Here is a 23283-nt window from a genome sequence, read left to right on the forward strand (position 1 = left end):
TAACCGTGCCTTATGCCGGCCTTTATCGCGACAGCAACGTCACCACCTGATCGAAGCGGCTGTTCGCCACCCAGCCCAGCAGGCCGACCACCACTGCGGCTGCGCCGGCCAGATAGGCGAGCCGGTGTCGGACCGCTTTCACATCGGTACGGATTTCATCCATGTCCCTGCGGATGTATTTGAGGTGAGTTTCCAGTTCAACGACGCGCGGTTCCAAATCAATTCCTCCTACGGGATTAATGCAACTTTTGCCTTCGTTCTGCTTATCGGCCCGCTCGCTCCTGAGCGGGCCAAATTGCCGGGGGGACAATTTGAATTCATGGCCGGGCATGAGACGTTCCTCCGCGGTGTCCATGAGCCTTCAAATGATTGGTCCTGGCCCTGCGGGCCTTGATGCATCCATCCATGGGTTATTCATCCTTGTCTATTGGGTGTTTTTCGATTCAGCGCAACAGAATGCCAAGGTGTTCCAATACGGCTGGAGGGTCAATTGAGCTGATTCGCCAGATCTTGTAGGAAAAGTCCTTGAATGAAGGGTTGCCGAGAAGAGGCAGTCCGCCGCCTCCTTCGAGGTGCTGGGTCTTATTTTGTATAAATTGAGCAGCGCCGGGCTTTTTCGGCTGAATGAGCGGTCCCATTTCCTGAACCTTCCAATGACGGAGACAACGATGAGCAAAGGCAAGGCGCTACTGATCCTGCACGGCAAGCAAGCGCTCAACGAAGAGGTTCGCGCGGCAGTGATGCTCAAGCGCAAACAGGGCTGGGACCTGGCGGTACGGTTGACCTGGGAAGCTGGGGATGCCCGGCGATGCGTCGACGAAGCACTGGATGCCGGTTACACCCGATTGATCGCCGGCGGCGGTGACGGAACCCTGCGCGATATCGCCGAGGCGATGGTCCAGCGGCCTGGCGATGCCAGCCTGGTGTTGCTCCCCCTGGGCACTGCTAACGATTTTGCCCGGGCGGCCGGCGTCCCGTTGGAGCCGGACCAGGCCCTGGATCTGCTGGATGTCACGCCCAGGGCGATTGATGTGGGCGAGGTCGGCGGCTGTATTTTTCTGAACATGGCGACGGGCGGCTTCGGTAGCCAGGTGACCGCCAATACCTCCGAGGACTTGAAGAAAGTCCTTGGGGGCGCCGCTTATCTGTTTACCGGCCTGTCGCGTTTCAGCGAGTTGAGCGCAGCCTATGGCGAACTGCAGGGCCCCGATTTTCACTGGCGCGGCGACTTGCTGGCGCTGGGCATCGGCAATGGTCGGCAGGCGGGTGGGGGGCATTTGCTCTGTCCGCAGGCGTTCGCCGACGACGGTTTGCTCGATATCAGCATCCTCCCGGCGCCTCAAGAGGTTGTCAGTACGCTCAAGGACCTGCTGGCCGGTGGCCTGGGCATAGACAACATGTTCGTACGAGCGCGTTTGCCCTGGGTGGAAATCAAGGTGGCGCAGGGCCTGGACATCAATCTGGATGGCGAGCCGTTGCAGGTCGACGATCTACGTTTCACCGTGCGCCCGAAAGCGCTACGGGTGCACCTGCCGTCGGATTCGCCATTGCTGGAGGGTGCGGCGCTGCTCAGTCATCCAGGCTGATGATCTGTTCGCGGACCGCAAACAGTACCAGTCCGGCCACGTCATGGATCTGCAGGCGCTTCATGATCTGGGCCCGGTGCGTTTCCACGGTCTTGATGCTCAGGCTCAAGCCGTTGGCGATTTCCCGGGTGGACTTGCCACGAACGATCAGCCGCAGGATCTCCAGCTGGCGCGCCGTCAGGTTGTGGTTCTGGGCTGGATCGGGCTGATGTTTCTGAACGCGGGTCAGCGCCTGGTTGATCACGGTATGGGCAATGGCCGGGCTCAGGTAGCGTTCGTTGTTGCGCAACGCGTCCAGGGCGTGCGCCAGCTCGGTGGCCGTGGTGTCCTTGAGCAGGTAGCCATGGGCTCCTGATTCCAGCGCCTGCATGATCAGCGCGGGGTCAGTGTGCATGGACAGGATCAGCACCTTGCTCTGGGGGCGTACCTTCCTGAGTTGCTGCAAGGCTTCCAGGCCGCCGGTATCCTTCATGGAAATATCCAGCAGGACGATGTCGGGGTTGAGGCGTTCCACCAGTTCCGGCAATTGCGCGCCGTCACTGGCTTCGCCGACGACGGCGTAGCCAGGGAGATCCAGGACCAGGGCGCGTACACCGGCCCGGATCAGCGAGTGGTCATCTACCAGAAGCAAATTACAAGTCAATGGAGAACCTTATTCTTGCTGGCCCGCTCAAGGGCACGCGGTGCCCAGGGAATACGAGCTTCGATATGCGTGCCTTTGCCGGCCTCGCTGGTGACCTTGAGGGTGCCGCCCAACTGTTCGACTCGCTCCGACATGCCGGCCATGCCGCGCTGTCCTTCGCGGCCGGGGTGGCTGGCCGGGACGAATCCTCGGCCGTCATCGCTGATCAGCAACGTCAGCCCTTCAGGACGGCGTTGCAGGCGCACCAGCAGATTGCTCGCCTGGGCGTGGCGCAACATGTTGGTGACGGCTTCCTGGGTGATCCGAAAGGCGGCGACGGTCATTTCATCCGGGATGCCGGTCATGCGCTGCTGGCAATCGAGGCTCCATTTCACCGGCGTATTGGCCAATGTCTTGAGTAGATGAGCGCGGAGACTGGCTTCGAGCCCAAGGCTGGTCAGCTGCCTGGGATTGAGGATCGCCGAGACATCACGCACTTTGTTCAGGGTTTCGTCCAGCGTGTCGCTCAGTACGCTGCATTGGCCCTGCAAGTCTTCCGGCAGGCGGCGCTTGAGCCATTCACTTTGCAGTTTTGCCGCGGTCAGCAGTTGGCCAATGTCATCGTGCAGTTCGCGGCTGAGCCGGTGACGCTCGTTTTCCTGGACCTCCAGCAGTCGGTCAGCCAGTTCCTGCGGCTGGAACTTGATGGACTTGCGCGAGAGTCGATAGTGGATCCAGACACAGGCCAGCGCCGCGCCATTGAGCATCAGCAAGCCCAGCGGCAGCGGATGGGCCAACAAGTAGGCCAGCAGGCAACCGAGGGTCGAGCAGATACACAGCAGCAATGTGAACCGGCGGGCGTTTTCTCGGGACGGTGGCCAGGTGATGATTGACTTGAAGCTGGCGTGCATAACGGATGGAGCCAATGAATGTTCGCTGCGGGCAGGCCAGTCAGCGCATCTGACGGGCCGGGTCGGGTAAATGTTTCAGGTCGGGGACGGCTTCGGTTGGCGGCTTCTTGCGCCGCTGTCCGAGGCGACTGACGCGAGACATAGTACCACTTCGGATTTCGTTGGTCGCGCCCGGCTTGGCGGCGGCAAGGCACGACGGGCCAGGCACATGATGTTGGTCGGCTGCTACCAGCTCACGCTTGTTTTTGTGCGTAAGGAACCAACGCCATCGGGCGCGGCGTCGGCAACGCCTCGCAGGGACTCTGGCCAACCTGGAAGGCAAATGCTTCGATCAGGGAAGTCTGTTCAGTGTTGTCCAGACTCAGTTTGCCGGTGGTGTGGTCGACGAGCTCCAATTGCCAGGCCATCAGGGTAAAGCAATCTTTCAGCGCGACCAGTGCCTGGTCGTGCAGCTCCATGTGGTGTTGCGCATGACTGAGCAAGCCATGGATATGCAGCGAAAACTCCGAAACGGCCTCCAATGCGAGAGCGTCGGCCTTGTTTGCCAGCTTCAGCAACGTGCTGAGCATGCAGTCGATGGCGTCCTTGTCGTTGTTGATCAGCTCCAGATGGCTCAGGCATTCCTCCGACTTGGCCAAGAGTGTCTCGGCTTCAATCAGGAACTCGGGAAGGCGCTGGCTCCAATTGTTGCGATCGTTCGGCATGCTTATCTCCACAACATCATGTCAGGCGAAAGTAGATCGCGTGTGGCGAACGGCTTGATCTCATGGCCGGTACGAACGAAGGTGCCTTGCGGATCGCAAACTCGGCCTCGCAAACGATTGCACTGAAATCGGTTGGGAGACTGGAAATCCGTTGTTCTGCAGTCGCGCACAAAAGCCTGACTCCGTTCAGCAATGAGAATGGCGTCACATTAATGGCTATTGGATATCGGGAATATCAGGTTAGACCTGATTGTGCCTAGGGGAATCCCTTAGGCAGGGGAACTTACTGCATCAACGGAAGTCGCGCAGCGGAAAAAACGGATGTAAAACGGAAGGCCAGTAAAGCATGATGTCTATGTGACATCAATGCCCGCGGCGGTATTTAATGTCGGGGTCAAGATCCGGCGCATACCGCCGATAGCGTCTTTACAGATTCATCCGAACAAGCCCAGGAGTCATCGATGGCCGGCATTCTCGACACAGTAGATCAACGAACCCAATTGGTGGGTGAGAATCGCCTGGAAATTCTCATGTTTCGCCTGGCGGGGCGCCAATTGTTCGCCATCAACGTATTCAAGGTCCAGGAAGTGCTGCAACTGCCGAAGCTGACCTTGATGCCCCAGCGCCACCCGTTCGTCTGTGGTGTGGTCAATCTGCGTGGCCAGACCCTTCCGGTGATCGATCTTTCCCAGGCCATCGGCATGCGTCCGCTCGTGCCGGGACCTAACAGCACCATCATCGTCACCGAGTACAACCGTTCGGTACAGGCGTTCCTGGTAGGGGGCGTGGACCGCATCGTCAACATGAACTGGGAAGCCATCCTGCCGCCTCCGACCAGTGCCGGTCGCGAGCATTACCTGACGGCTATCAGCAAGGTCGACGACCAGTTGGTGGAAATCATCGACGTGGAGAAAGTCCTCGCCGAAATCGTCCCCTACAACGCCAAGGTCTCACGGGACAAGCTCGAGGATCCGGTGCTGGAACGAGCCCGCGGTCGAGAAGTCCTGCTGGTGGACGATTCCAATGTCGCGCTCTCGCAGTTGCGTGACACCCTGGGCCAGTTGGGCGTGAAGATGCACATCGCCAGCGACGGCTTGAAGGCACTGAACATGCTCAAGGCCTGGGCCGACACCGGCGAAGTGATGACCGACAAGTTGCTGATGATTTTCACCGACGCGGAAATGCCCGAGATGGACGGCTACCGCCTGACCACGGAAATCCGCAACGATCCACGCCTGCGTGGGCTCTACGTGGTGCTGCACACCTCGCTGTCCGGCAGCTTCAACGATTCGATGGTCAAGAAGGTTGGCTGTGACAACTTCCTTTCCAAATTCCAGCCGGACAAGCTGGTCGACGTGGTGCGCCAGCGGTTGATGCTCGGCTGAGGCTGATCGAGGTTTGCTTCACCGGCTCGCTCGTATAAGGTTGCGCTTTTTCGTCATCAGGGAAAGTTGATCATGTTGCGGCTGAGCGCGCTGTATCGGTATCCGTTGAAGTCCGGCAAGGGGCAGCCGCTGCAGGGCATCGGCCTGGACAAGCTCGGGCTCGACGGTGATCGACGCTGGATGCTGGTGGATGAGGCCAGCGGGCGCTTCCTGACCCAGCGGGCCGTGGCAAAGCTGAGCCAGCTTTCGGCGTTGTGGAACGCGGCGGGCGGACTGACACTCAGCGCGCCGGGCTACGGCGCCATCGAGGTGCCGCTGCCGCCTTCTCTCGAAGAACAACGGCGTGGCGTGATCATCTGGCGCGATACGCTGCGTGTGCCGGATGCCGGTGACGCGGCGGCTGCCTGGGTCAGTGAGTTCATCGGCAATCGCACCCGGCTGGTCCATGTGCCGGTGGAGTTGGCTCGTACCACGGCAGCCGGCTACGGCAAGGATGACGACAAGGTGGCCTTCGCCGACGGTTTTCCCTTGTTGTTGATCGGCCAGGCCTCGTTGGAGGATTTATCGGGCAGAGTTGGCCGCTCGCTGGAAATGCTGCGCTTTCGTCCCAACCTGGTGGTCGAGGGCAGCGAGGCGTTCGCCGAAGACGGCTGGAAGCGTATTCGTATCGGCGAGGTGGAGTTCCGGGTGGTCAAGCCGTGTTCACGCTGCATCATGACCACGGTCGATCCGCAAACCGGCGAACGCGATCCGCAGCGCGAGCCTTTCGCCACGTTGCAACAGTACCGTTCTACCCCGGATGGTGCGATGTTCGGCCAGAATCTGGTCAACGATGGCAATGGCCGACTTGAGGTCGGCATGCCGGTCGAGGTGCTGGAATAGAAGATCCCTGAATAAAAAATGCCCGTGTCGCTGGACACGGGCATTTTTATTTATGCAGGCGCTTTTTGTGGCGAGGGAGCAAGCTCCCTCGCCACGGCTCAGCCGCGATATTCGCAGAGGTAAGCCGTGTCGACGGCTACCTTGAGCTGAAACTTGCTGTTGGCCGGGACGTTGAACTGGCTACCGGCGGCGAAGGTTTCCCAATCGGTGCTGTCGGGCAGTTTCACGGTCAGGGCGCCGGAAACAACATGCATGATTTCCCGCTGCGCGGTGCCGAACTCATATTCGCCCGGTGCCATGACGCCGATGGTCGCTGGACCTTCGGCGGTGCCGAAGGCGATCGACTTGACGGTGCCGTCGAAGTACTCGTTGACTTTGAACATGGGCGATTCCTCGAGAAAGGGCTGAAAAAGGCCGGCCAGTATGCACAAGGCCACAACAGTCGTCATCTGTCGCGCCTGGCAGGGCGCTCAGCCGGTCAGCACCAGCGGCAACAATCGCGCCGTATTGCGGGCGTCCTCCAATGCACGGTGTTGTTGGCCGCAGAACTGCAGGCCGGCCAGTTGCAACGCCGCATTGAGCCCCAGCGGTCGCTCCAGCCGACGGGCCTTGGCAAAGCGCTGCTTGAGATTCATGTGCGGTACCTGGCCGAGCGCGCTGTGCAAGTGCTGGCCTTGCCATTCCTGAAGCAATTGCTTGCGGTCGTAGTCGCCCCAACTGACCCAGCCTTCGAGGTTCGCTCGATAAGGCGCCAGCCAGTGTTCGAATGCCGGCCAGACCTCGGTCAGCGGTGCGGCGCCGTCAATATTGGCCTGGCTGATATGCGTCAGCGTGCGACAGAAAGAGGTCAGCAACGGGCGCCTCAGCGGCCGTACAAAGCGCTGGAAATGATCCACCTCGCGCCCATCCCGATTCACCAGGGTGGCGCCGATTTCGATGATTTCCATTTCGGTAACCGGCCAGCCACCTTCGTCGGTGGTGGCTTCCAGATCAATCACCAGCCAGTAAGGCATTGCAAGGTTCCCGGTATCGGCGTGCAGATGGGTTTGAGCGTAGTCAAACCCGAAGCATCCGCCTAGTCCCTGATGACGCCCGAGCGACCAGACCGGCCTGATGGAGGTTGTCCTGCATGGAAGATGGCTGTTCGCTGTCCGAGCGCTTGCTTGGTTGTCTTGGCCAGCTTAAATTGCCCCGCGCGACCGGATGAAAGAAGAACAATGATCGAGCCGCTGTTTTAAATTGATCGTGCGGCTGGCTAAGCGGCTGAAACCGCCTAGCGTGAAGAGTGATGGGGACTTTGGGGAGTGGTTATCTTGACGTGTTCGCCGATGGGGATGACCTCACGTACCTTGCTGGCCGTCCTGGCCATGTTCTTGACCGTGTCAGCTGAAGCTGCACAAGTGGTCCGGATCGGCGCGGCGCATTTCCCGCCCTATACCGTTCGTCCCGAAAACGGCGCCGACACCGGTCTGTTACCGCAATTGGTGGAAGCCTTGAACCGGTCACAGGCCGATTATGAATTCGTGCTGGTACCCACTTCGATTCCGCGCCGGTTCAACGATTTCAAGCAGGGCCGGGTCGACATGGCGATTTTTGAAAACCCCGACTGGGGTTGGCAGGATGTGCCCCATACTCCGGTAGACATGGGCCTGGAGGATGCGGAGATATTCGTCGCCCAACGCCAGCCGGATCGCCAGCAGAGCTATTTCGCCGATCTCAGGGGCAAGCGCCTGGCCTTGTTCAGCGGTTATCACTATGCGTTTGCAGAATTCAACGCCGATCCGAAGTTCCTCATCGGCCAATACAACGCCACGTTGACCTATTCCCACGACAGCAACCTGCAAATGGTACTACGCACCCGCGCGGACATTGCCTTGGTGACCCGTTCCTACCTCAGCGATTACGTGTTGCGCAATCCGCAAGCGGCCTCGCAGTTGCTGGTATCCGAACGCATCGACCAGATTTACCACCATTACGCGCTGATTCGGCCCCAGGCGCCCATTTCCCCCCAAGCGTTCGCCCAGATATTGCAGAAGTTGCGGGACGACGGCCAGTTGCTGGAAATCTTCCAGCCCTACCGGATCGAGCTGGTGCCGACCCACGCCCATTGAAACCGGACCTTAAATTTATCTGCCTGGCTCACGTCACACGTTGACCACCGACGAAAACGTGAGCTCCCATGTCCAACCTCAATCAGCCGACCCTATTGCCCTTGCCCGGCGGGCGCAGCCTGGGTGCCGATGAAACCGAACGCCACCTGAGCCTGATGCTCGAAGGCGCGCCGCTGATCCGCCTGCGCCTGGAGCGCGGTCCCCAGTTGCACGTGCATTTGCAGGAAAACAACGACCGGCCGGTCGGCCCGGCACTCTGGGCGGCCTGCTATTGGCTGTTTGCCAGGGATCCCGAATGTCAGCGCCTGGTCTGGCACCTCAATGAGCGTCCCGGTGAGGCCCTGCTCAGTGGTTTGCTGACGGGCGGGGAACTCAGCGACGAATACATCTGCGAACGCACGCTGTTCTGGCAACTGCCGCAGCCTTGGTTGGGAGAGTCGTTCAGCGGCAGTTATCCGCAACAGATGATCGTCACCGACGGCAAGCGCCATCCACGTCGCCCGATCAAGCCGCGCGGCGAGGTGTATCGCCGTTTCGACGCGCGGCTAGGGGCCTGGGTGTCTTTGCGCACGCTTGAAATCGAGCAAGACCTGACGCGATTCAACCGCTGGCAGAACAGTCCCAGGGTGGCGAGCTTCTGGCAGGAGGAGGGCAGCCTGGAACAGCACCGCGAGTACTTGACCAGGCTTGAGCATGACCCTCGGGTCTTGACCTTGATCGGTTGTTTCGATGAGCAGCCATTCGCCTACTTCGAAGCCTATTGGGCCAAGGAGGATCGAATCGCACCGTTTTATGACGCTCACGCCTATGACCGCGGCATCCACATGCTGGTGGGCGAAGAGCAGCATCGAGGTCCGCACAAGGTCGCAAGCTGGTTATCGGCGCTGGTGCATTACCTGTTTCTCGACGATCCGCGTACCCAGCGCGTGGTGGCCGAGCCTCGGGCCGACAATGCCCGGATGATCGGGCATCTGCATAACCAGTGTTTTCACTGTGAAAAGGAATTCGATTTCCCGCACAAGCGCGCGGCACTGATGATCCTGGGGCGCGAGCGGTTTTTTGACCGGTGTTCGTTGGTGTAGGGCTTCAAGGCCCCATCGCGAGCAAGCTCGCTCCCACAGGTTGGTCGTGAACCCTGTGGGAGCGAGCTTGCTCGCGATGAGGACAGCAACCCAATGCGGATTTCACCGCCGGGCGAACGTATCCCCACGCACCCCTGACACCTTGCGGCAATGCACCAGGGCGTCGCGGATCATGAAGTTCACCAGTGTCGGCGAGACGCCCAGTTCCTTGGCGATGTCTTTCTGCGGTACGCCGTGCAGGCGGTACATCTCGAAGGCGTAACGGGTTCGGCTGGGCAGCTCGGTCAGCGCGTCGGCAATGTGCTCGAGGGTGGAAAAGTTGATATGCGACGTTTCTGGCGAAGCACCCTGGATCACCACGTTCAACCCTTCTTCTTCCGGCCCCGAATATTTCTGTTCCAACGCCTGTTTGCGGTAGTGGTCGATCGCCAGATTGCGCACGATCTGGAACAGGTAGCTGAGTTGAGCCTTGAAGGACGAGGTGATCTGGGGCGCCGATTGCAACCGGAAAAACGCATCCTGGACCACGTCTTCCGCGCGGGAGCGGCAACCGGTGATACGCGCTGCGATCTTGACCAGGATCATCCGGTTGTCGACGAAGGCCTGGAGTAGCGGTGAGTCGCACCTGCTTGTGGATACTTGTTCCGTCATGGAATTCACCTTACTGCAAATAGTTAGCGGGACGACCCGTGCATCGGATCCGTCCTACATGTCGAGCGCCAAATTAGGCTTAATGATAATCGTTGTCAATTGAGAAGAAGAATTATTGATGGGCGGAAGTCCAGCCTGGAAACTGCGACCCGTTGCCGCGGCGTGGCGCCGACCGATGATCATCCGGATGCGCGGAGGCAAGGCCTGCGACTAATTATTTGCCGGTGTAATCCGTTCCCAAGGGTGACCACTTGCAAGCCGAATCCAGGCAGGAACCCCAGATGACCGACGCGTTCGAACTCCCCAGCACCCTGGCCCATGCCCTCCAGCGCCGCGCCGCGTTGACGCCGGACCGGGTGGCCTTGCGCTTTCTTGCCGACACCCCGCAGCAGGGCGTCGTGTTGAGTTATCGCGACCTGGACTTGCGCGCCCGGACCATCGCCGCCGCTTTGCAGGCCGAGGCGGAACTGGGTGATCGCGCCGTACTGCTATTCCCGAGCGGCCCGGATTACGTCGCGGCGTTTTTCGGTTGCCTGTACGCCGGCGTGATCGCCGTTCCGGCCTACCCACCCGAGTCCACCCGCCGCCACCATCAGGAGCGTCTGCTGTCGATCATCGCCGACGCCCAGCCGCGGCTGTTGCTCACCAGCAGTGAGGTGCGCGACACGCTGCAGGCCATCGAATCGGCACCGCCGGTACTCTGTGTCGATATCCTCGATCCGGCCCACGCCGGCCAATGGCGGGCGCCGAACCTGCAAGACGACGACATCGCCTTCCTGCAATACACCTCCGGCTCCACTGCGTTGCCCAAGGGGGTGCAGGTGAGCCACGGCAACCTGGTGGCCAACGAAGCGCTGATCCGGCATGGCTTCGGGATTGACGTGAATCCCGACGACGTCATTGTCAGCTGGCTGCCGCTGTATCACGACATGGGCCTGATCGGCGGTTTGCTGCAACCGATCTTCAGCGGAGTGCCGTGCGTACTGATGTCGCCGGCGTATTTCCTCGCCCGACCGTTGCGTTGGCTGGAAGCGATCAGCGAGTACGGGGGCACCATCAGCGGCGGCCCGGATTTCGCCTACCGGCTGTGCAGCGAGCGGGTCAGCGAGTCGGCCCTGGAGCGCCTCGACTTGAGCCATTGGCGCGTGGCCTATTCCGGCTCCGAACCGATTCGCCTCGACAGCCTGGAGCGCTTCGCCGAAAAGTTTGCCTCGTGCGGCTTCACGCCGGACAGTTTCATGGCTTCCTATGGCTTGGCCGAAGCCACCCTGTTCGTCGCCGGCACGCCGCGTGGCCTAGGGATCCCCGCGATGCGAATGGATGACGCGGCATTGGCGCAAAACCGCGCCGAGCCGGGGCAGGGCAACGCAGTGATGAGTTGCGGCGTGAGCCAGCCGGACCACGCGGTACTGATCGTCGAGCCCGCCACGCTACAGCCGCTGGCCGACAATCAGGTCGGCGAAGTCTGGGCCGCCGGGCCGAGCATCGCCCACGGTTACTGGCGCAACCCCGAGGCCAGCGCCAGGACATTCGTCCAGCATGCCGGCCGCACCTGGCTGCGCACCGGCGACCTTGGCTTTGTGCGCGAAGGCGAGCTGTTCATCACGGGGCGCCTGAAGGATTTGCTCATCGTGCGCGGGCATAACCTTTATCCACAGGACATCGAGCAAGCCGTAGAGCGCGAAGTCGAGGTGGTGCGCAAGGGGCGGGTCGCTGCATTCGCGGTCGACAACGGCGGCGAAGAGGGGATCGGGATTGCCGCGGAAATCAGCCGCAGCGTGCAGAAAATCCTCCCGGCCGAGGCCTTGATCAAAGCGATTCGCCAGGCCGTGGCCGATGCCTGCCAGCAAGCCCCAAGCGTGGTGGTGCTGCTCAACCCAGGGGCCTTGCCGAAGACTTCGAGCGGCAAGCTGCAGCGTTCGGCCTGCCGGGCACGACTGGCTGACGGCAGCCTCGACAGCTATGCGCTGTTTCCCTCGGTCGAGGTGCAAACCCATGAGGCGGGCGCTTCATCGAAGCTGCAAACGCTGATTGGCCAGATCTGGTGCGAGCAGTTACAGGTCGACCAGGTCCAGGGCGCCGATCATTTCTTCCTGCTGGGTGGCAATTCCATCGCCGCCACCCAAGTCATTGCGCGGCTGAGCGAAACCCTCGGCCTGGAGCTCAACCTGCGCCTGCTCTTCGAAGCCCCAACGCTCGGCGCTTTTGCCGCGGCAGTGGCGAACCTGCAGCAGGACGGCGGCCAGGCCCAGGGCGCCATCAGCCGGTTGCCACGCCACGAGCCGCTGCCGCAATCGTTGGCGCAAAACCGCTTGTGGCTGACCTGGCAGCTGGATCCGGCAAGCCGTGCCTACAATATTCCCGGCGCCATCCGTCTGCGCGGCGAGCTGGACGAAAACGCCTTGCGCGCCAGCTTCCAGCAATTGATCGAGCGCCATGAGTCCCTGCGCACGCGGTTCCTGGAATGCGATGGGGTGGCCTTGCAGCAAATCGATCCGGCCGGCGAGTTCAATCTTCAGGTGATCGATCTTTGCGACATGCCTGCTGACCAGCGCGAAGCGCGGGCGCGGCAGATCCGCGAAGACGAAGCCGCCACCCAGTTCGATCTGGAAAAGGGTCCGCTGCTGTGGGTCACCTTGTTGCGCCTGGATCAGGACGACCACCAACTGTTGGTGACGATGCACCACATCATCGCCGATGGCTGGTCGATGAACGTCCTGATCGAGGAGTTCTCACGGCTCTATGCCGCGGCGTCCCAGGGACAGGTCGCCGAGTTGGCGCCGTTGCCGCTGCACTACGCCGACTACGGCAGTTGGCAGCGCCAATGGCTCGGGCAAGGTGAAGCCGAGCGCCAACTGGCCTATTGGAAACAGCAACTGGGCGATGAGCATCCGACCCTGGCGCTGAGCACCGATCATCCGCGCAGCGCCCTGCATCAGCGCAGCGCCGCGCGCCACAGCCTGCGCCTGGACAAGGACCTCGGCGATGCCCTGCGCCGGACGGCCCAGGCCCATGACGCCACGCCGTTCATGTTCTTGCTGGCGGCATTCCAGGCGCTGCTGCAGCGCTACACCGGCCAGTCCGACATCCGCATCGGCGTGCCCAACGCCAACCGCCCGCGCCGGGAAACCCAGGGCCTGATCGGCTTCTTCATCAACACCCAGGTGCTGCGCGCGCAAACCGATTCGCGCCAGCCATTCGCCGCGCTGCTGGCCCAGGCCCGGGAAGCCACGCTGGGCGCCCAGGCGCATCAGGACCTGCCTTTCGAACAACTGCTGGAAGCGTACCCACAGGCGCGGGACCAAGGTCTGTTCCAGGTCATGTTCAACCATCAGCAGCGCGACCTCGGCGCGTTGCGGCGCCTGCCGGGGCTGTTGGCCGATGAGTTGCCGTGGCACAGCCGCGAAGCCAAGTTCGACTTGCAGTTGCATAGCGAAGAGGACCGCAACGGACGGCTGACGCTGTCGTTCGATTACGCTGACGAGCTGTTCGAGGCGACGACTATCGCCCGCTTGGCCGAACACTTTTGCAGCCTGCTTCGGTCGGTTTGCAGCAACCCGCAACAGGCGATCGGCGACGTGCAGCTGTTGAGCGACGCTGAATCCGCGCAACAACTGCCATGGGGCTCGGGGCCTTGCGAGCCGGCCAGCCAGTGGCTGCCGGAACTGCTCAACGAACAGGCCCGCCGCACCCCGCAACGTACCGCGTTGCAGTGGGACGGTGGTGCGCTGGACTATGCCGAGCTGCACACCCAGGCCAATCGCCTGGCCCATTACCTGCGGGACAAAGGCGTCGGCCCGGACGTCTGCGTGGCGATTGCCGCCGAGCGTTCGCCGCAGTTGCTGATCGGCGTGTTGGCGATCATCAAGGCGGGGGGCGCCTATGTGCCGCTGGATGTCGATTATCCGGCCGAGCGCCTGGCCTACATGTTGGGTGACAGCGGCGTCGATCTGCTGCTCACCCAAACCGCCTTGCTGGACCGCTTGCCGGCCTGCGCAGGCGTCAGCGTCATCGCCATGGACGCCCTGCACCTGGAACAGTGGCCGAGCAACCCGCCGGGGCTGCATTTGCATGGCGAGCATCTGGCGTACGTGATCTACACCTCCGGTTCGACCGGTCAGCCGAAGGGCGTCGGCAACACCCATGCCGCCCTGGCCGAGCGCCTGCAATGGATGCAGGCCGCCTATGGGCTGAATGAAACCGACGTGCTCATGCAAAAGGCGCCGATCAGTTTCGACGTGTCAGTGTGGGAGTGCTTCTGGCCGCTGATCAACGGCTGCCAACTGGTACTGGCCGGCCCCGGCGAGCACCGCGACCCGCACCGCATCGCGCAGTTGGTCGAGCGGTTTGGCGTGACCACGCTGCATTTTGTACCGCCGCTGCTCAGCCTGTTCCTCGAGGAGCCGTTGAGCGCCCGCTGCACGAGCTTGCGGCGGATCTTTTCCGGCGGCGAAGCGTTGCCGGCCGAGTTGCGCAACCGGGTGCTGGCGCAACTGCCGGCGGTGCAGCTGCACAACCGCTACGGCCCGACCGAAACCGCTATCAACGTCACGCACTGGCACTGCAGCGAGGCCGATGGCGAGCGCTCGCCGATCGGTCGTCCGCTGGCCAATGTGCTCTGCCGCATCCTCGACAGTGACCTCAATCCGGTGCCGGTCGGTGTGCCGGGTGAATTGTGCATCGGTGGCCTCGGCCTGGCCCGGGGTTACCTGGGGCGACCGGGGCTGACGGCCGAGCGGTTTGTCGCCGACCCGCTGGGTTCGGCCGGCGCGCGGCTGTACCGCACCGGCGACCGGGCGCGCTGGGGCGCTGACGGCGTCATCGAATACCTCGGCCGCCTCGACCAGCAGGTCAAGCTGCGTGGTTTCCGGGTCGAGCCGCAGGAAATCGAAGCGCGACTGCTCGCCCAGCAGGGCGTCGCCCAGGCGGCGGTGCTGGTGCGTGACACCGCGGCCGGTGCGCAATTGATCGGCTACTACACCGCGGTCGATGTCGATGAAGATGAAACCGTCCAGGCTGCTCGCCTGAAAAACGCCCTCGTCGGTGAATTGCCCGACTACATGGTGCCTGCGCAATTGCTGCGCCTGGACGTCATGCCCCTGAGTCCGAGCGGCAAGCTCGACCGTCGCGCCTTGCCCGAGCCGCAGTGGCAAGTGCGCGAGCACGTCGAGCCGGTCAGCGCCCTTGAACAGCGGGTCGCCGGCATCTGGCGCGACGTGCTGGGTCTGGAGCGCGTTGGCTTGCGCGATGACTTTTTCGCCTTGGGCGGCCATTCGTTGCTGGCGACCCAGATCATTTCCCGCACCCGCCAGGCCTGCGATGTCGAGCTATCGCTGCGCGCGTTGTTCGAAGCCAGTGAGCTGGGCGCCTTCGCTGAGCAGGTGCGGTTGATCCAGGCCAGCGGCCAGACCAACCGCCAGCCGCCGATCGAGAAAGTCGACCGCAGCCAACCGGTGCCGCTGTCCTATTCCCAACAGCGTATGTGGTTCCTCTGGCAAATGGAGCCGGATAGCCCAGCCTACAACGTCGGCGGCATGGCGCGGTTGCGCGGGGTGCTGGATGTCGGACGCTTTGAAGCGGCGTTGCAGGCCCTGATCCTGCGCCACGAAACCCTGCGCACAACGTTCCCGAGCATTGATGGCGTGCCTCGCCAACAGGTACACGGCGAGACGGGCCTGCGCATGGGCTGGAAGGATTTCTCGATGCTGGACGCCGACATGCGCCAGCAACGGGTCCGGCAACTGGCCGACAGCGAGGCCCACGAACCCTTCGACCTGGAAGCCGGGCCGCTGCTGCGGGCCTGCCTGGTCAAGACCGCCGAGCATGAGCATTACTTTGTGCTGACCTTGCACCACATCGTCACCGAAGGGTGGGCGATGGATATTTTCGCCCGTGAGCTGAGCGCGCTGTATGAAGCCTTCGTCGATGATCGCGAGTCGCCGCTGGAGCCGTTGCCGGTGCAATACCTCGACTACAGCGTCTGGCAGCGCCAATGGCTGGAATCCGGCGAGCGCCAGCGTCAGCTGGACTACTGGACCGCCCAACTGGGCCGCGAACATCCCTTGCTGGAGCTGCCCGCCGATCGCCCGCGTCCGCCGGTGCAAAGTCATCGTGGCGAACTGTTCCGTTTCGACCTCAGCGATGAGTTGGCCGCGCGGGTCCGCGCCTTCAATGCCGAACGTGGCCTGACCCTGTTCATGACCATGACCGCCGCCCTGGCCGTGCTGCTCTATCGCTACAGCGGCCAGACCGACCTGCGCATCGGCGCGCCGGTGGCCAACCGCATCCGCCCGGAAAGCGAAGGGCTGATCGGCGCGTTCCTCAACACCCAGGTGCTGCGTTGCCAGCTCGACGGGCAAATGTCGGTGGGCGAACTGTTCGAGCAGGTGCGCCACACCGTGATCGAAGGCCAGTCCCACCAGGACTTGCCCTTCGATCATCTGGTCGAAGCCCTGCAGCCACCGCGCAGTGCCGCATACAACCCGCTGTTCCAGGTGATGTGCAACGTCCAGCGCTGGGAATTCCAACAGAGCCGCACGTTGGCCGGCATGAGCGTCGATTACTTGGTCAACGACGCCCGCGCCACCAAGTTCGACCTCAACCTGGAAGTCACCGACCTCGACCAGCGCCTGGGTTGCTGCCTGACCTACAGCACCGATCTGTTCGATGAGCCGCGCATCGCCCGCATGGCCGGTCATTGGCGCAACCTGTTGGAGGCGTTGCTGGTCGATCCGGCTCGGCGGCTGAGCGAATTGCCGTTGCTTGGCGTCGGCGAGCAGCAGCAAATGCTCGACAGCCTGGGCGTCGAGCCCGGTGAGCATCGCCTCGATCAATGCCTCCAGGTGCTGTTCGAAGAACAGGCCCGGGCGCGTCCCGACGCAGCCGCGCTGACGTTCGCTGGGCAGACCCTGAGCTATGCCGAACTCGAACGCCGCGCCAATCGCCTGGCCTGGATGCTGCGCGAGCGGGGCGTCGGGCCGCAGGTGCGGGTGGGCCTGGCGCTGGAGCGCTCGCTGGAAATGGTCATCGGCCTGCTGGCGATCCTCAAGGCCGGTGGCGCCTACGTGCCGCTGGATCCGGAATACCCGCTGGACCGTTTGCACTACATGATCGAAGACAGTGGCGTCGGTCTGCTGCTCAGCGACCGGACCATGTTCCAGGCCCTCGGCCCATTGCCGCCGGGCGTGCAGCGCTGGTGCCTGGAGGACGACAGCGAGGCGTTGGCGCAGTACCCGGACCAGTCGCCATCGCTGATCAATCTGCCGCAGCACCAGGCGTACCTGATCTACACCTCCGGCTCCACCGGCAAGCCCAAGGGCGTGGTCGTGTCCCACGGTGAAATCGCCATGCATTGCCAGGCGGTGATCCGCCGTTTCGGCATGCGCCCGGACGACTGCGAGCTGCATTTCTATTCGATCAATTTCGACGCGGCCACCGAACGCCTGCTGGTGCCGTTGCTCAGCGGCGCTCAGTTGGTGCTGCGCGCCCAGGGCCAGTGGGATGCTCAGGAGATTTGCGGGCTGATCCGTCAGCACCGCATCAATATTCTCGGCTTTACCCCGAGTTATGGCAGCCAGTTGGCGCAATGGCTGGCGACCCAGGGGCAAACGTTGCCGGTACGCATGTGCATCACCGGTGGCGAAGCCTTGACCGGCGAACACCTGCAGCGCATCCGCGCCGCGTTCAGCCCGAGTCTGTTTTTCAACGCTTATGGTCCGACCGAGACGGTGGTGATGCCGCTGGCGAGCCTGGCGCCGGAACAACTGGAGGAGGGCGCGGGCAGCGTACCGATCGGCAGCGTGATCGGCGCCCGGCGGGCCTACATTCTCGACGCGGACCTGGCGTTGGTGCCGCCAGGCGCGACGGGTGAGCTGTACGTTGGTGGCGCCGGCCTGGCCCAGGGTTATCACCAGCGTCCGGGCATGACCGCCGAGCGCTTCGTCGCCGATCCGTTTGCCGCCGATGGCGGTCGGCTGTACCGCACCGGCGACCTGGTGTGCCAGCGTGCCGACGGCCAAGTGGAGTACCTGGGACGAATCGATCATCAAGTGAAGATTCGCGGTTTCCGCATCGAACTGGGGGAAATCGAAAACCGCCTGCTGGAGCACGCTGCCGTGCGCGAAGCGGTGGTCCTGGCCCTCGACATGCCGGGCGGCAAGCAGTTGGCCGCTTATCTGGCCAGCGACATCGCCGAGCAGGACGCCACGGCGCAAGCGGCCCTGCGCGAAGCGCTGAAGCAGCACCTCAAGGCGCAATTGCCGGACTACATGGTGCCGACTCACCTGATCCTGCTGGCGAGCATGCCGCTGACCGCCAACGGCAAACTCGATCGCCGCGCCTTGCCGATGCCCGATCCGGAGCTCAATCGCCAGCAGTACGTGGCGCCGAGCAATGCCCTGGAACAAGCGCTCGCAGCGATCTGGTGCGAGGTGCTGAACGTCGGACAGGTTGGCCTCAACGACAACTTCTTCGAGCTGGGCGGCGATTCGATCCTGTCGATCCAGGTCGTCAGCCGTGCCCGGCAGCAGGGCATTCACTTCACGCCGCGAGACCTGTTCCAGCATCAGACCGTGCAGGCCCTGGCCGCCATCGCCACCCGCAGCGAGCAGGTGAGTGTCGAGCAAGGGCTGCTGAGCGGTGAGTCGGGACTTACGCCGATCCAGCACTGGTTCTTCGCCAGCGAGATACCCAACCGTCATCACTGGAACCAGGCGTTGCTGCTGGAGCCGACCACGCGTCTCGAACCACAGCTCCTGGAGCAGGCGTTGCAGGCTGTTTTCCAGCAGCATGATGCCTTGCGCCTTGGCTTCGCCAATACCAACGGGCATTGGCGCGCCGAGCACCAGCCCTTGTTCGATGGGGCGTTGCTGCAGCATCTTTCGGTGGAGTCCACACAAGCCTGCGAAGCGCTGTTTGCCCAGGCGCAGCTTGGCTTCCAGCTGTCGAGCGGGCCGTTGCTGCGCGCCGTGCTGGCGGACTTGCCGGACGGTCGGCAGCGCCTGCTGATCGCCATCCATCACCTGGTGGTGGACGGGGTTTCATGGCGGGTATTGATGGACGATCTGCAGACGGCTTACCGCCAATCTGCCGGCGGGCAAACGCTGCGGCTACCGGCCAAGACCAGCCCGTTGCGTGACTGGGCTGCGCGGTTGCAGGCCTACGCCGGCAGCGAATCCCTGCGCGAGGAATTGAACTGGTGGCGCGACCAACTGAGCGGGCCGGACGTTACGCTGCCTTGCGCGAACCCTGGCGGCGGGCGGCAGGAGCGACACGCCGCAAGCGTCAGCGTGCGCCTGGACGCCGAGCGTACCCGGCAACTGTTGCAGCAGGCACCGAGCGCCTATCGCACCCAGGTCAACGACCTCCTGCTCACGGCGCTCGCCCGCGTGCTGTGCCGCCAAGGCAATCAGCAATCGGCGCTGATCCAGCTCGAAGGCCATGGCCGCGAGGCGCTGTTTGATGACGTCGACCTGACGCGCACCGTGGGCTGGTTCACCAGTGTCTATCCGCTGCGCCTGAGCCCAGCGGCCGATGATGTCGGCGCGTCGATCAAAGCCATCAAGGAGCAACTGCGCGCGGTGCCCCACAAGGGCCTCGGCTACGGCGTGCTGCGTTATCTGGCGGACACCGGCACACGCCAGGCGATGGCCGGTTTGCCGCAAGCGGCGATCACTTTTAATTACCTCGGTCAGCTTGACCATACGCTCGGCCAGGACGCGTTGTTCCAACCGCTGGATGCGCCTCTTGGCGCCATTCATGACCCTGACGCGCCACTGCCGAACGAGCTGAGCGTCGACGGTCAGGTCAGCGGCGGCGAACTGCTGTTGCGCTGGACCTTCAGCGCCGAGCGGCATGACCGTGAAAGCATCGTCGCGCTGGCCGAGGCCTATCTCGACGAGTTGCAGCGGCTGATCGAACATTGCCTGGCGGACGAGGCGGGCGGCCTGACGCCGTCGGATTTCCCGCTGGCAAAACTGACCCAGGCGCAGTTGGACAACCTGCCGGTGCCGGCCGGGCAGATCGAGGATGTCTACCCGCTGACGCCGATGCAGGAAGGCATGTTGCTGCACACCCTGCTCGAACCGGGCACGGGCCTGTACTACATGCAGGACCGCTACCGCATCAACAGCGAACTGGACCCGCAGCGTTTCGCCCAGGCCTGGCAGGCGGTGATTGCCCGCCACGAAGCCTTGCGCGCTTCGTTCTGCTGGAACGTCGGCGAAGACATGCTGCAGATCATCCACAAGCCCGGGCGCACGCCGGTGGAATACCTCGACTGGCTGCACGTGCCTGAGAACAATCAGGAGCCCAAGCTCCAGGCGCTGCTCAAGCGCGAGCGCGAGGCCGGTTTCGATCTGCTCAACGAGGCACCGTTTCACCTGCGATTGATCCGGGTCGGCGCGGCGCGCTACTGGTTCATGATGAGCAACCACCACATCCTGATCGATGCATGGTGCCGCTCACTGCTGATGGATGATTTCTTCGAGATCTACACCGCCCTCGGTGAACATCGCGAGCCCCGGCTGGCCGTGCCGCCGCGCTATCGCGACTACATCGGCTGGTTGCAACGCCAGGGCCTGGCTGAAGCCCGGCAATGGTGGAAGCAGAACCTGCAAGGCTTCGAGCGGACCACGCCGATCCCCGCCGATCGCCCGTTCCTGCGCGAACACGCCGGTGACAGTGGCGGCATGGTCGTCGGTGACTGCTACACCCGGCTCGACGCTCGGGACGGCGCGCGACTGCGAGAACTGGCCCAGGCCCATCAATTGACCGTGAATACGTTCGCCCAGGCCGCGTGGGCCCTGGTGCTGCGCCGGGTCAGCGGCGATCGGGACGTACTCTTCGGCGTCACCGTGGCCGGGCGCCCGGTGGAATTGCCGCAGATGCAACACACCGTGGGCTTGTTCATCAACAGCGTCGCCCTGCGGGTGCAGATCCCGGGCGATGACCAGCGTTGCAGCGTGCGTCAGTGGCTCAACGGCTTGCTGGACAGCAACATGCAATTGCGCGAATACGAATACCTGCCGCTGGTGAGCATCCAGGAAGTCAGCGAACTGCCCAAGGGCCAACCGCTGTTCGACAGCCTCTTCGTGTTCGAGAACGCACCGGTGGAAGTCTCGGTGCTGGATCGTGCCCAGAGTCTCAATGCCACCTCGGACTCGGGCCGCACCCACACCAACTTCCCGCTGACGGCGGTCTGCTATCCGGGCGATGACCTGGGGCTGCACCTGTCTTACGACCAGCGCTATTTCGATGAGTCCACCGTCCAGGGCCTGCTGGGCGAGTTCAAGCGATTGCTGCTGGCCTTGATGGAAGGTTTCCACGGTGACGTGGCCGAGCTGCCGCTGATTGGCAGCGCGGAACAGGACTTCCTGATCGAAGGCTGCAACCAGAGCGAGCGCGCCTATCCGCTGGAGCGCAGTTATGTCGAGCTGTTCGAGGCCCAGGTGGCGGCCCATCCGCAACGCATCGCCGCCAGTTGCCTGGAGGACCGCTGCACTTACACCGAGCTGAACGAGCGCAGCAATCGCCTCGGCCACGCGTTGGTCGCCGCTGGCGTCGGGCTCGATCAACCGGTGGCGCTGCTGGCCGAACGCGATCTCGACCTGTTGGGCATGATCATCGGCAGCTTCAAGGCCGGCGGCGGTTACCTGCCGCTTGATCCGGGCCTGCCGAGCCAGCGCCTGAGCCGTATCATCGAACTGAGCCGCACGCCGTTGCTGGTCTGCACCCAGGCCTGTCATGAACAGGCGCTGGCCTTGCTGGAAGAGTTCGCCTGCGCCGGCCGGCCAAAGCTGCTGGTCTGGGAAACCGTTCAGGCCAGCGATGTGTCGCGGGACAATCCGCGCCTCTACAGCGGGCCGGAGAACCTGGCCTACGTGATCTACACCTCCGGTTCCACCGGCTTGCCCAAAGGCGTCATGGTGCAACAGCGGGGCATGCTCAATAACCAGCTCAGCAAGGTGCCATACCTGGCGCTGGACGAGACGGATGTGATCGCCCAGACGGCGTCGCAGAGCTTCGACATTTCCGTGTGGCAGTTCCTTGCCGCGCCGCTGTTCGGTGCTCGGGTGGACATCGTGCCCAATGCCATCGCCCACGATCCGCAAGGGCTGCTGGAGCACGTAAAACGCCAGGGCATCAGCGTGCTGGAGAGCGTGCCATCGTTGATCCAGGGCATGCTCGCCGAGGAACGCATCGGCTTGGAAGGCCTGCGCTGGATGCTTCCGACCGGCGAGGCAATGCCGCCGGAACTGGCCCATCAATGGTTGTTGCGTTATCCGGACATCGGCCTGGTGAATGCCTACGGTCCGGCCGAATGTTCCGATGACGTGGCGTTCTTCCGGGTCGACCTGGCTTCGACGCGCGGCAGCTACCTGCCCATCGGCACGCCGACCGACAATAACCGCCTGTACCTGCTCGACGGTGCGCTGGAGCTGGTGCCGCTGGGCGCGGTGGGCGAGTTGTGCGTCGCCGGCACCGGGGTCGGGCGCGGTTATGTCGGCGATCCGCTGCGCACGGCGCCGGTGTTCGTGCCCGATCCGTTCGGGGCGCCGGGCGACCGGCTGTACCGCACCGGTGACCTGGCGCGCCGCCGCAGCGATGGGGTGTTGGAATATGTCGGGCGGATCGACCACCAGGTGAAGATTCGCGGCTATCGCATCGAACTGGGGGAAATCGAAGCGCGGCTGCATGAACAGCCCGAAGTACGCGATGCGGCAGTGGGCGTGCAGGAAGGCGCCAATGGCAGACATCTGGTGGGTTATCTGGTCGCCGCCGACGCGACGCTGAGCCCGACCGAGCGCCTGGATCGCATCAAGCAGCGCCTGCGCAGCGAATTGCCGGAATACATGGTGCCGCTGCACTGGCTGTGGCTCGACCGCCTGCCCCTGAACGCCAACGGCAAGCTCGATCGCAAGGCCTTGCCGGCCCTGGAGATCGGCCAGTTGCAAAGCCAGGATTACCAGGCCCCGGCCAACGAGCTGGAACAGACCCTGGCGGAAATCTGGGCCGAGGTGCTGAAGGTCGAGCGGGTGGGCGTACGCGACAACTTCTTCGAGCTGGGCGGACACTCATTGCTGGCCACACAGATCGCCTCGCGCGTGCAAAAAACCCTGCAGCGCAACGTGCCGCTCAGGGCCATGTTCGAGTGCAGCACGGTGCAGGAACTGGCCGAATATATCGCAGGGCTGGAAGCCAGTGAAATCACCGAGGAGAAAGTCGATCGACTGAATGATTTGATGGCGGAATTGGAAGGAATGTAGTTTTGCGGCGTCTATAAGGACCCTTTCGCGAGCAGGCTCGCTCCCACAGTGGATTGGTGGACATGATCCATGTGGGAGCGAGCC

At 63.0% G+C, this 23283-nt stretch carries 13 protein-coding genes; 6 read left to right on the plus strand and 7 right to left on the minus strand.

Annotated elements, in window-relative coordinates; translation table 11 throughout:
• Positions 1-22: 22 nt before the first annotated feature.
• On the minus strand, positions 23-331 hold the full coding sequence (locus J3P84_RS09095) for a hypothetical protein (RefSeq protein WP_305499812.1): 309 nt from the start codon (positions 329-331) through the stop codon (positions 23-25).
• A gap of 337 nt (positions 332-668) precedes the next feature.
• Here J3P84_RS09095 and yegS point away from each other — a divergent pair, with 337 nt between their 5' ends.
• Positions 669-1586 carry a lipid kinase YegS gene (gene yegS, locus J3P84_RS09100; protein ID WP_434629499.1) on the plus strand — a complete coding sequence of 306 codons (918 nt, stop codon included), beginning with the start codon at positions 669-671 and terminating at the stop codon, positions 1584-1586.
• Here the strand turns inward: yegS and J3P84_RS09105 are convergent.
• The 3 genes from J3P84_RS09105 to J3P84_RS09115 all read right to left on the minus strand — a co-directional run bounded on the left by J3P84_RS09105 (position 1570) and on the right by J3P84_RS09115 (position 3823).
• Complete coding sequence (locus J3P84_RS09105) at positions 1570-2229, minus strand: response regulator (RefSeq protein WP_305499816.1); 660 nt, start codon at positions 2227-2229, stop codon at positions 1570-1572. The two genes, yegS and J3P84_RS09105, sit on opposite strands and share 17 nt — an antisense overlap.
• Positions 2226-3119, minus strand: a complete 894-nt coding sequence (locus tag J3P84_RS09110) for a sensor histidine kinase (RefSeq protein ID WP_434631238.1) — start codon at positions 3117-3119, stop codon at positions 2226-2228. Before J3P84_RS09110 ends, J3P84_RS09105 begins: the two co-directional genes overlap by 4 nt.
• 233 nt (positions 3120-3352) lie before the next feature.
• Positions 3353-3823: a hypothetical protein gene (locus J3P84_RS09115; RefSeq protein ID WP_305499818.1), complete on the minus strand. Its 471-nt coding sequence runs from the start codon at positions 3821-3823 to the stop codon at positions 3353-3355.
• Positions 3824-4284: 461 nt separating this feature from the next.
• Between J3P84_RS09115 and J3P84_RS09120 the strand changes: the two genes are divergently transcribed.
• Both J3P84_RS09120 and J3P84_RS09125 read left to right on the plus strand, forming a co-directional pair.
• Positions 4285-5208 carry a chemotaxis protein CheV gene (locus tag J3P84_RS09120; protein ID WP_214999118.1) on the plus strand — a complete coding sequence of 308 codons (924 nt, stop codon included), beginning with the start codon at positions 4285-4287 and terminating at the stop codon, positions 5206-5208.
• 72 nt (positions 5209-5280) lie between these two features.
• Positions 5281-6090 (plus strand): MOSC domain-containing protein, encoded by an 810-nt coding sequence (locus J3P84_RS09125; protein ID WP_434629504.1) that lies wholly within the window; start codon positions 5281-5283, stop codon positions 6088-6090.
• Between the two features lie 98 nt (positions 6091-6188).
• On the opposite strand, the gene J3P84_RS09130 is transcribed toward J3P84_RS09125, so the two are convergent.
• Positions 6189-6473, minus strand: coding sequence for a pyrimidine/purine nucleoside phosphorylase (locus J3P84_RS09130; RefSeq protein ID WP_003183665.1), 285 nt, complete (start codon positions 6471-6473; stop codon positions 6189-6191).
• 87 nt (positions 6474-6560) lie between these two features.
• Complete coding sequence (locus tag J3P84_RS09135; protein ID WP_305499825.1) at positions 6561-7103, minus strand: exonuclease domain-containing protein; 543 nt, start codon at positions 7101-7103, stop codon at positions 6561-6563.
• Between the two features lie 321 nt (positions 7104-7424).
• On the opposite strand from J3P84_RS09135, the gene J3P84_RS09140 reads away from it, so the two are divergent.
• Both J3P84_RS09140 and J3P84_RS09145 read left to right on the plus strand, forming a co-directional pair.
• Complete coding sequence (locus tag J3P84_RS09140) at positions 7425-8201, plus strand: substrate-binding periplasmic protein (protein WP_434629508.1); 777 nt, start codon at positions 7425-7427, stop codon at positions 8199-8201.
• 68 nt (positions 8202-8269) lie between these two features.
• Positions 8270-9283, plus strand: coding sequence for a GNAT family N-acetyltransferase (locus J3P84_RS09145; RefSeq protein ID WP_434629510.1), 1014 nt, complete (start codon positions 8270-8272; stop codon positions 9281-9283).
• Between the two features lie 102 nt (positions 9284-9385).
• Here the strand turns inward: J3P84_RS09145 and J3P84_RS09150 are convergent, their stop codons facing one another.
• The gene (locus tag J3P84_RS09150; protein ID WP_025212663.1) at positions 9386-9934 is read right to left on the minus strand and encodes an RNA polymerase factor sigma-70; all 549 of its coding nucleotides are present in this window, start codon (positions 9932-9934) and stop codon (positions 9386-9388) included.
• Between the two features lie 281 nt (positions 9935-10215).
• Here J3P84_RS09150 and J3P84_RS09155 point away from each other — a divergent pair, with 281 nt between their 5' ends.
• Entirely contained in the window at positions 10216-23199 is a 12984-nt protein-coding gene (locus J3P84_RS09155; RefSeq protein ID WP_434629513.1) for a non-ribosomal peptide synthetase, read from the plus strand.
• Positions 23200-23283 lie beyond the last annotated feature (84 nt).

Origin of the sequence: Pseudomonas sp. Z1-29, from assembly GCF_051131995.1 — a bacterium.
Taxonomy (GTDB): Bacteria; Pseudomonadota; Gammaproteobacteria; order Pseudomonadales; family Pseudomonadaceae; genus Aquipseudomonas.

What these genes read in the sequence shown, in the direction of transcription:
- J3P84_RS09095 (WP_305499812.1), bottom strand. Translation starts at nt 331, where the DNA reads ATGCCCGGCCATGAATTCAAATTGTCCCCCCGGCAATTTGGCCCGCTC.
- yegS (WP_434629499.1), top strand. Translation starts at nt 669, where the DNA reads ATGAGCAAAGGCAAGGCGCTACTGATCCTGCACGGCAAGCAAGCGCTC.
- J3P84_RS09110 (WP_434631238.1), bottom strand. Translation starts at nt 3,119, where the DNA reads ATGCACGCCAGCTTCAAGTCAATCATCACCTGGCCACCGTCCCGAGAA.
- J3P84_RS09115 (WP_305499818.1), bottom strand. Translation starts at nt 3,823, where the DNA reads ATGCCGAACGATCGCAACAATTGGAGCCAGCGCCTTCCCGAGTTCCTG.
- J3P84_RS09120 (WP_214999118.1), top strand. Translation starts at nt 4,285, where the DNA reads ATGGCCGGCATTCTCGACACAGTAGATCAACGAACCCAATTGGTGGGT.
- J3P84_RS09125 (WP_434629504.1), top strand. Translation starts at nt 5,281, where the DNA reads ATGTTGCGGCTGAGCGCGCTGTATCGGTATCCGTTGAAGTCCGGCAAG.
- J3P84_RS09130 (WP_003183665.1), bottom strand. Translation starts at nt 6,473, where the DNA reads ATGTTCAAAGTCAACGAGTACTTCGACGGCACCGTCAAGTCGATCGCC.
- J3P84_RS09135 (WP_305499825.1), bottom strand. Translation starts at nt 7,103, where the DNA reads ATGCCTTACTGGCTGGTGATTGATCTGGAAGCCACCACCGACGAAGGT.
- J3P84_RS09140 (WP_434629508.1), top strand. Translation starts at nt 7,425, where the DNA reads ATGACCTCACGTACCTTGCTGGCCGTCCTGGCCATGTTCTTGACCGTG.
- J3P84_RS09145 (WP_434629510.1), top strand. Translation starts at nt 8,270, where the DNA reads ATGTCCAACCTCAATCAGCCGACCCTATTGCCCTTGCCCGGCGGGCGC.
- J3P84_RS09150 (WP_025212663.1), bottom strand. Translation starts at nt 9,934, where the DNA reads ATGACGGAACAAGTATCCACAAGCAGGTGCGACTCACCGCTACTCCAG.
- J3P84_RS09155 (WP_434629513.1), top strand. Translation starts at nt 10,216, where the DNA reads ATGACCGACGCGTTCGAACTCCCCAGCACCCTGGCCCATGCCCTCCAG.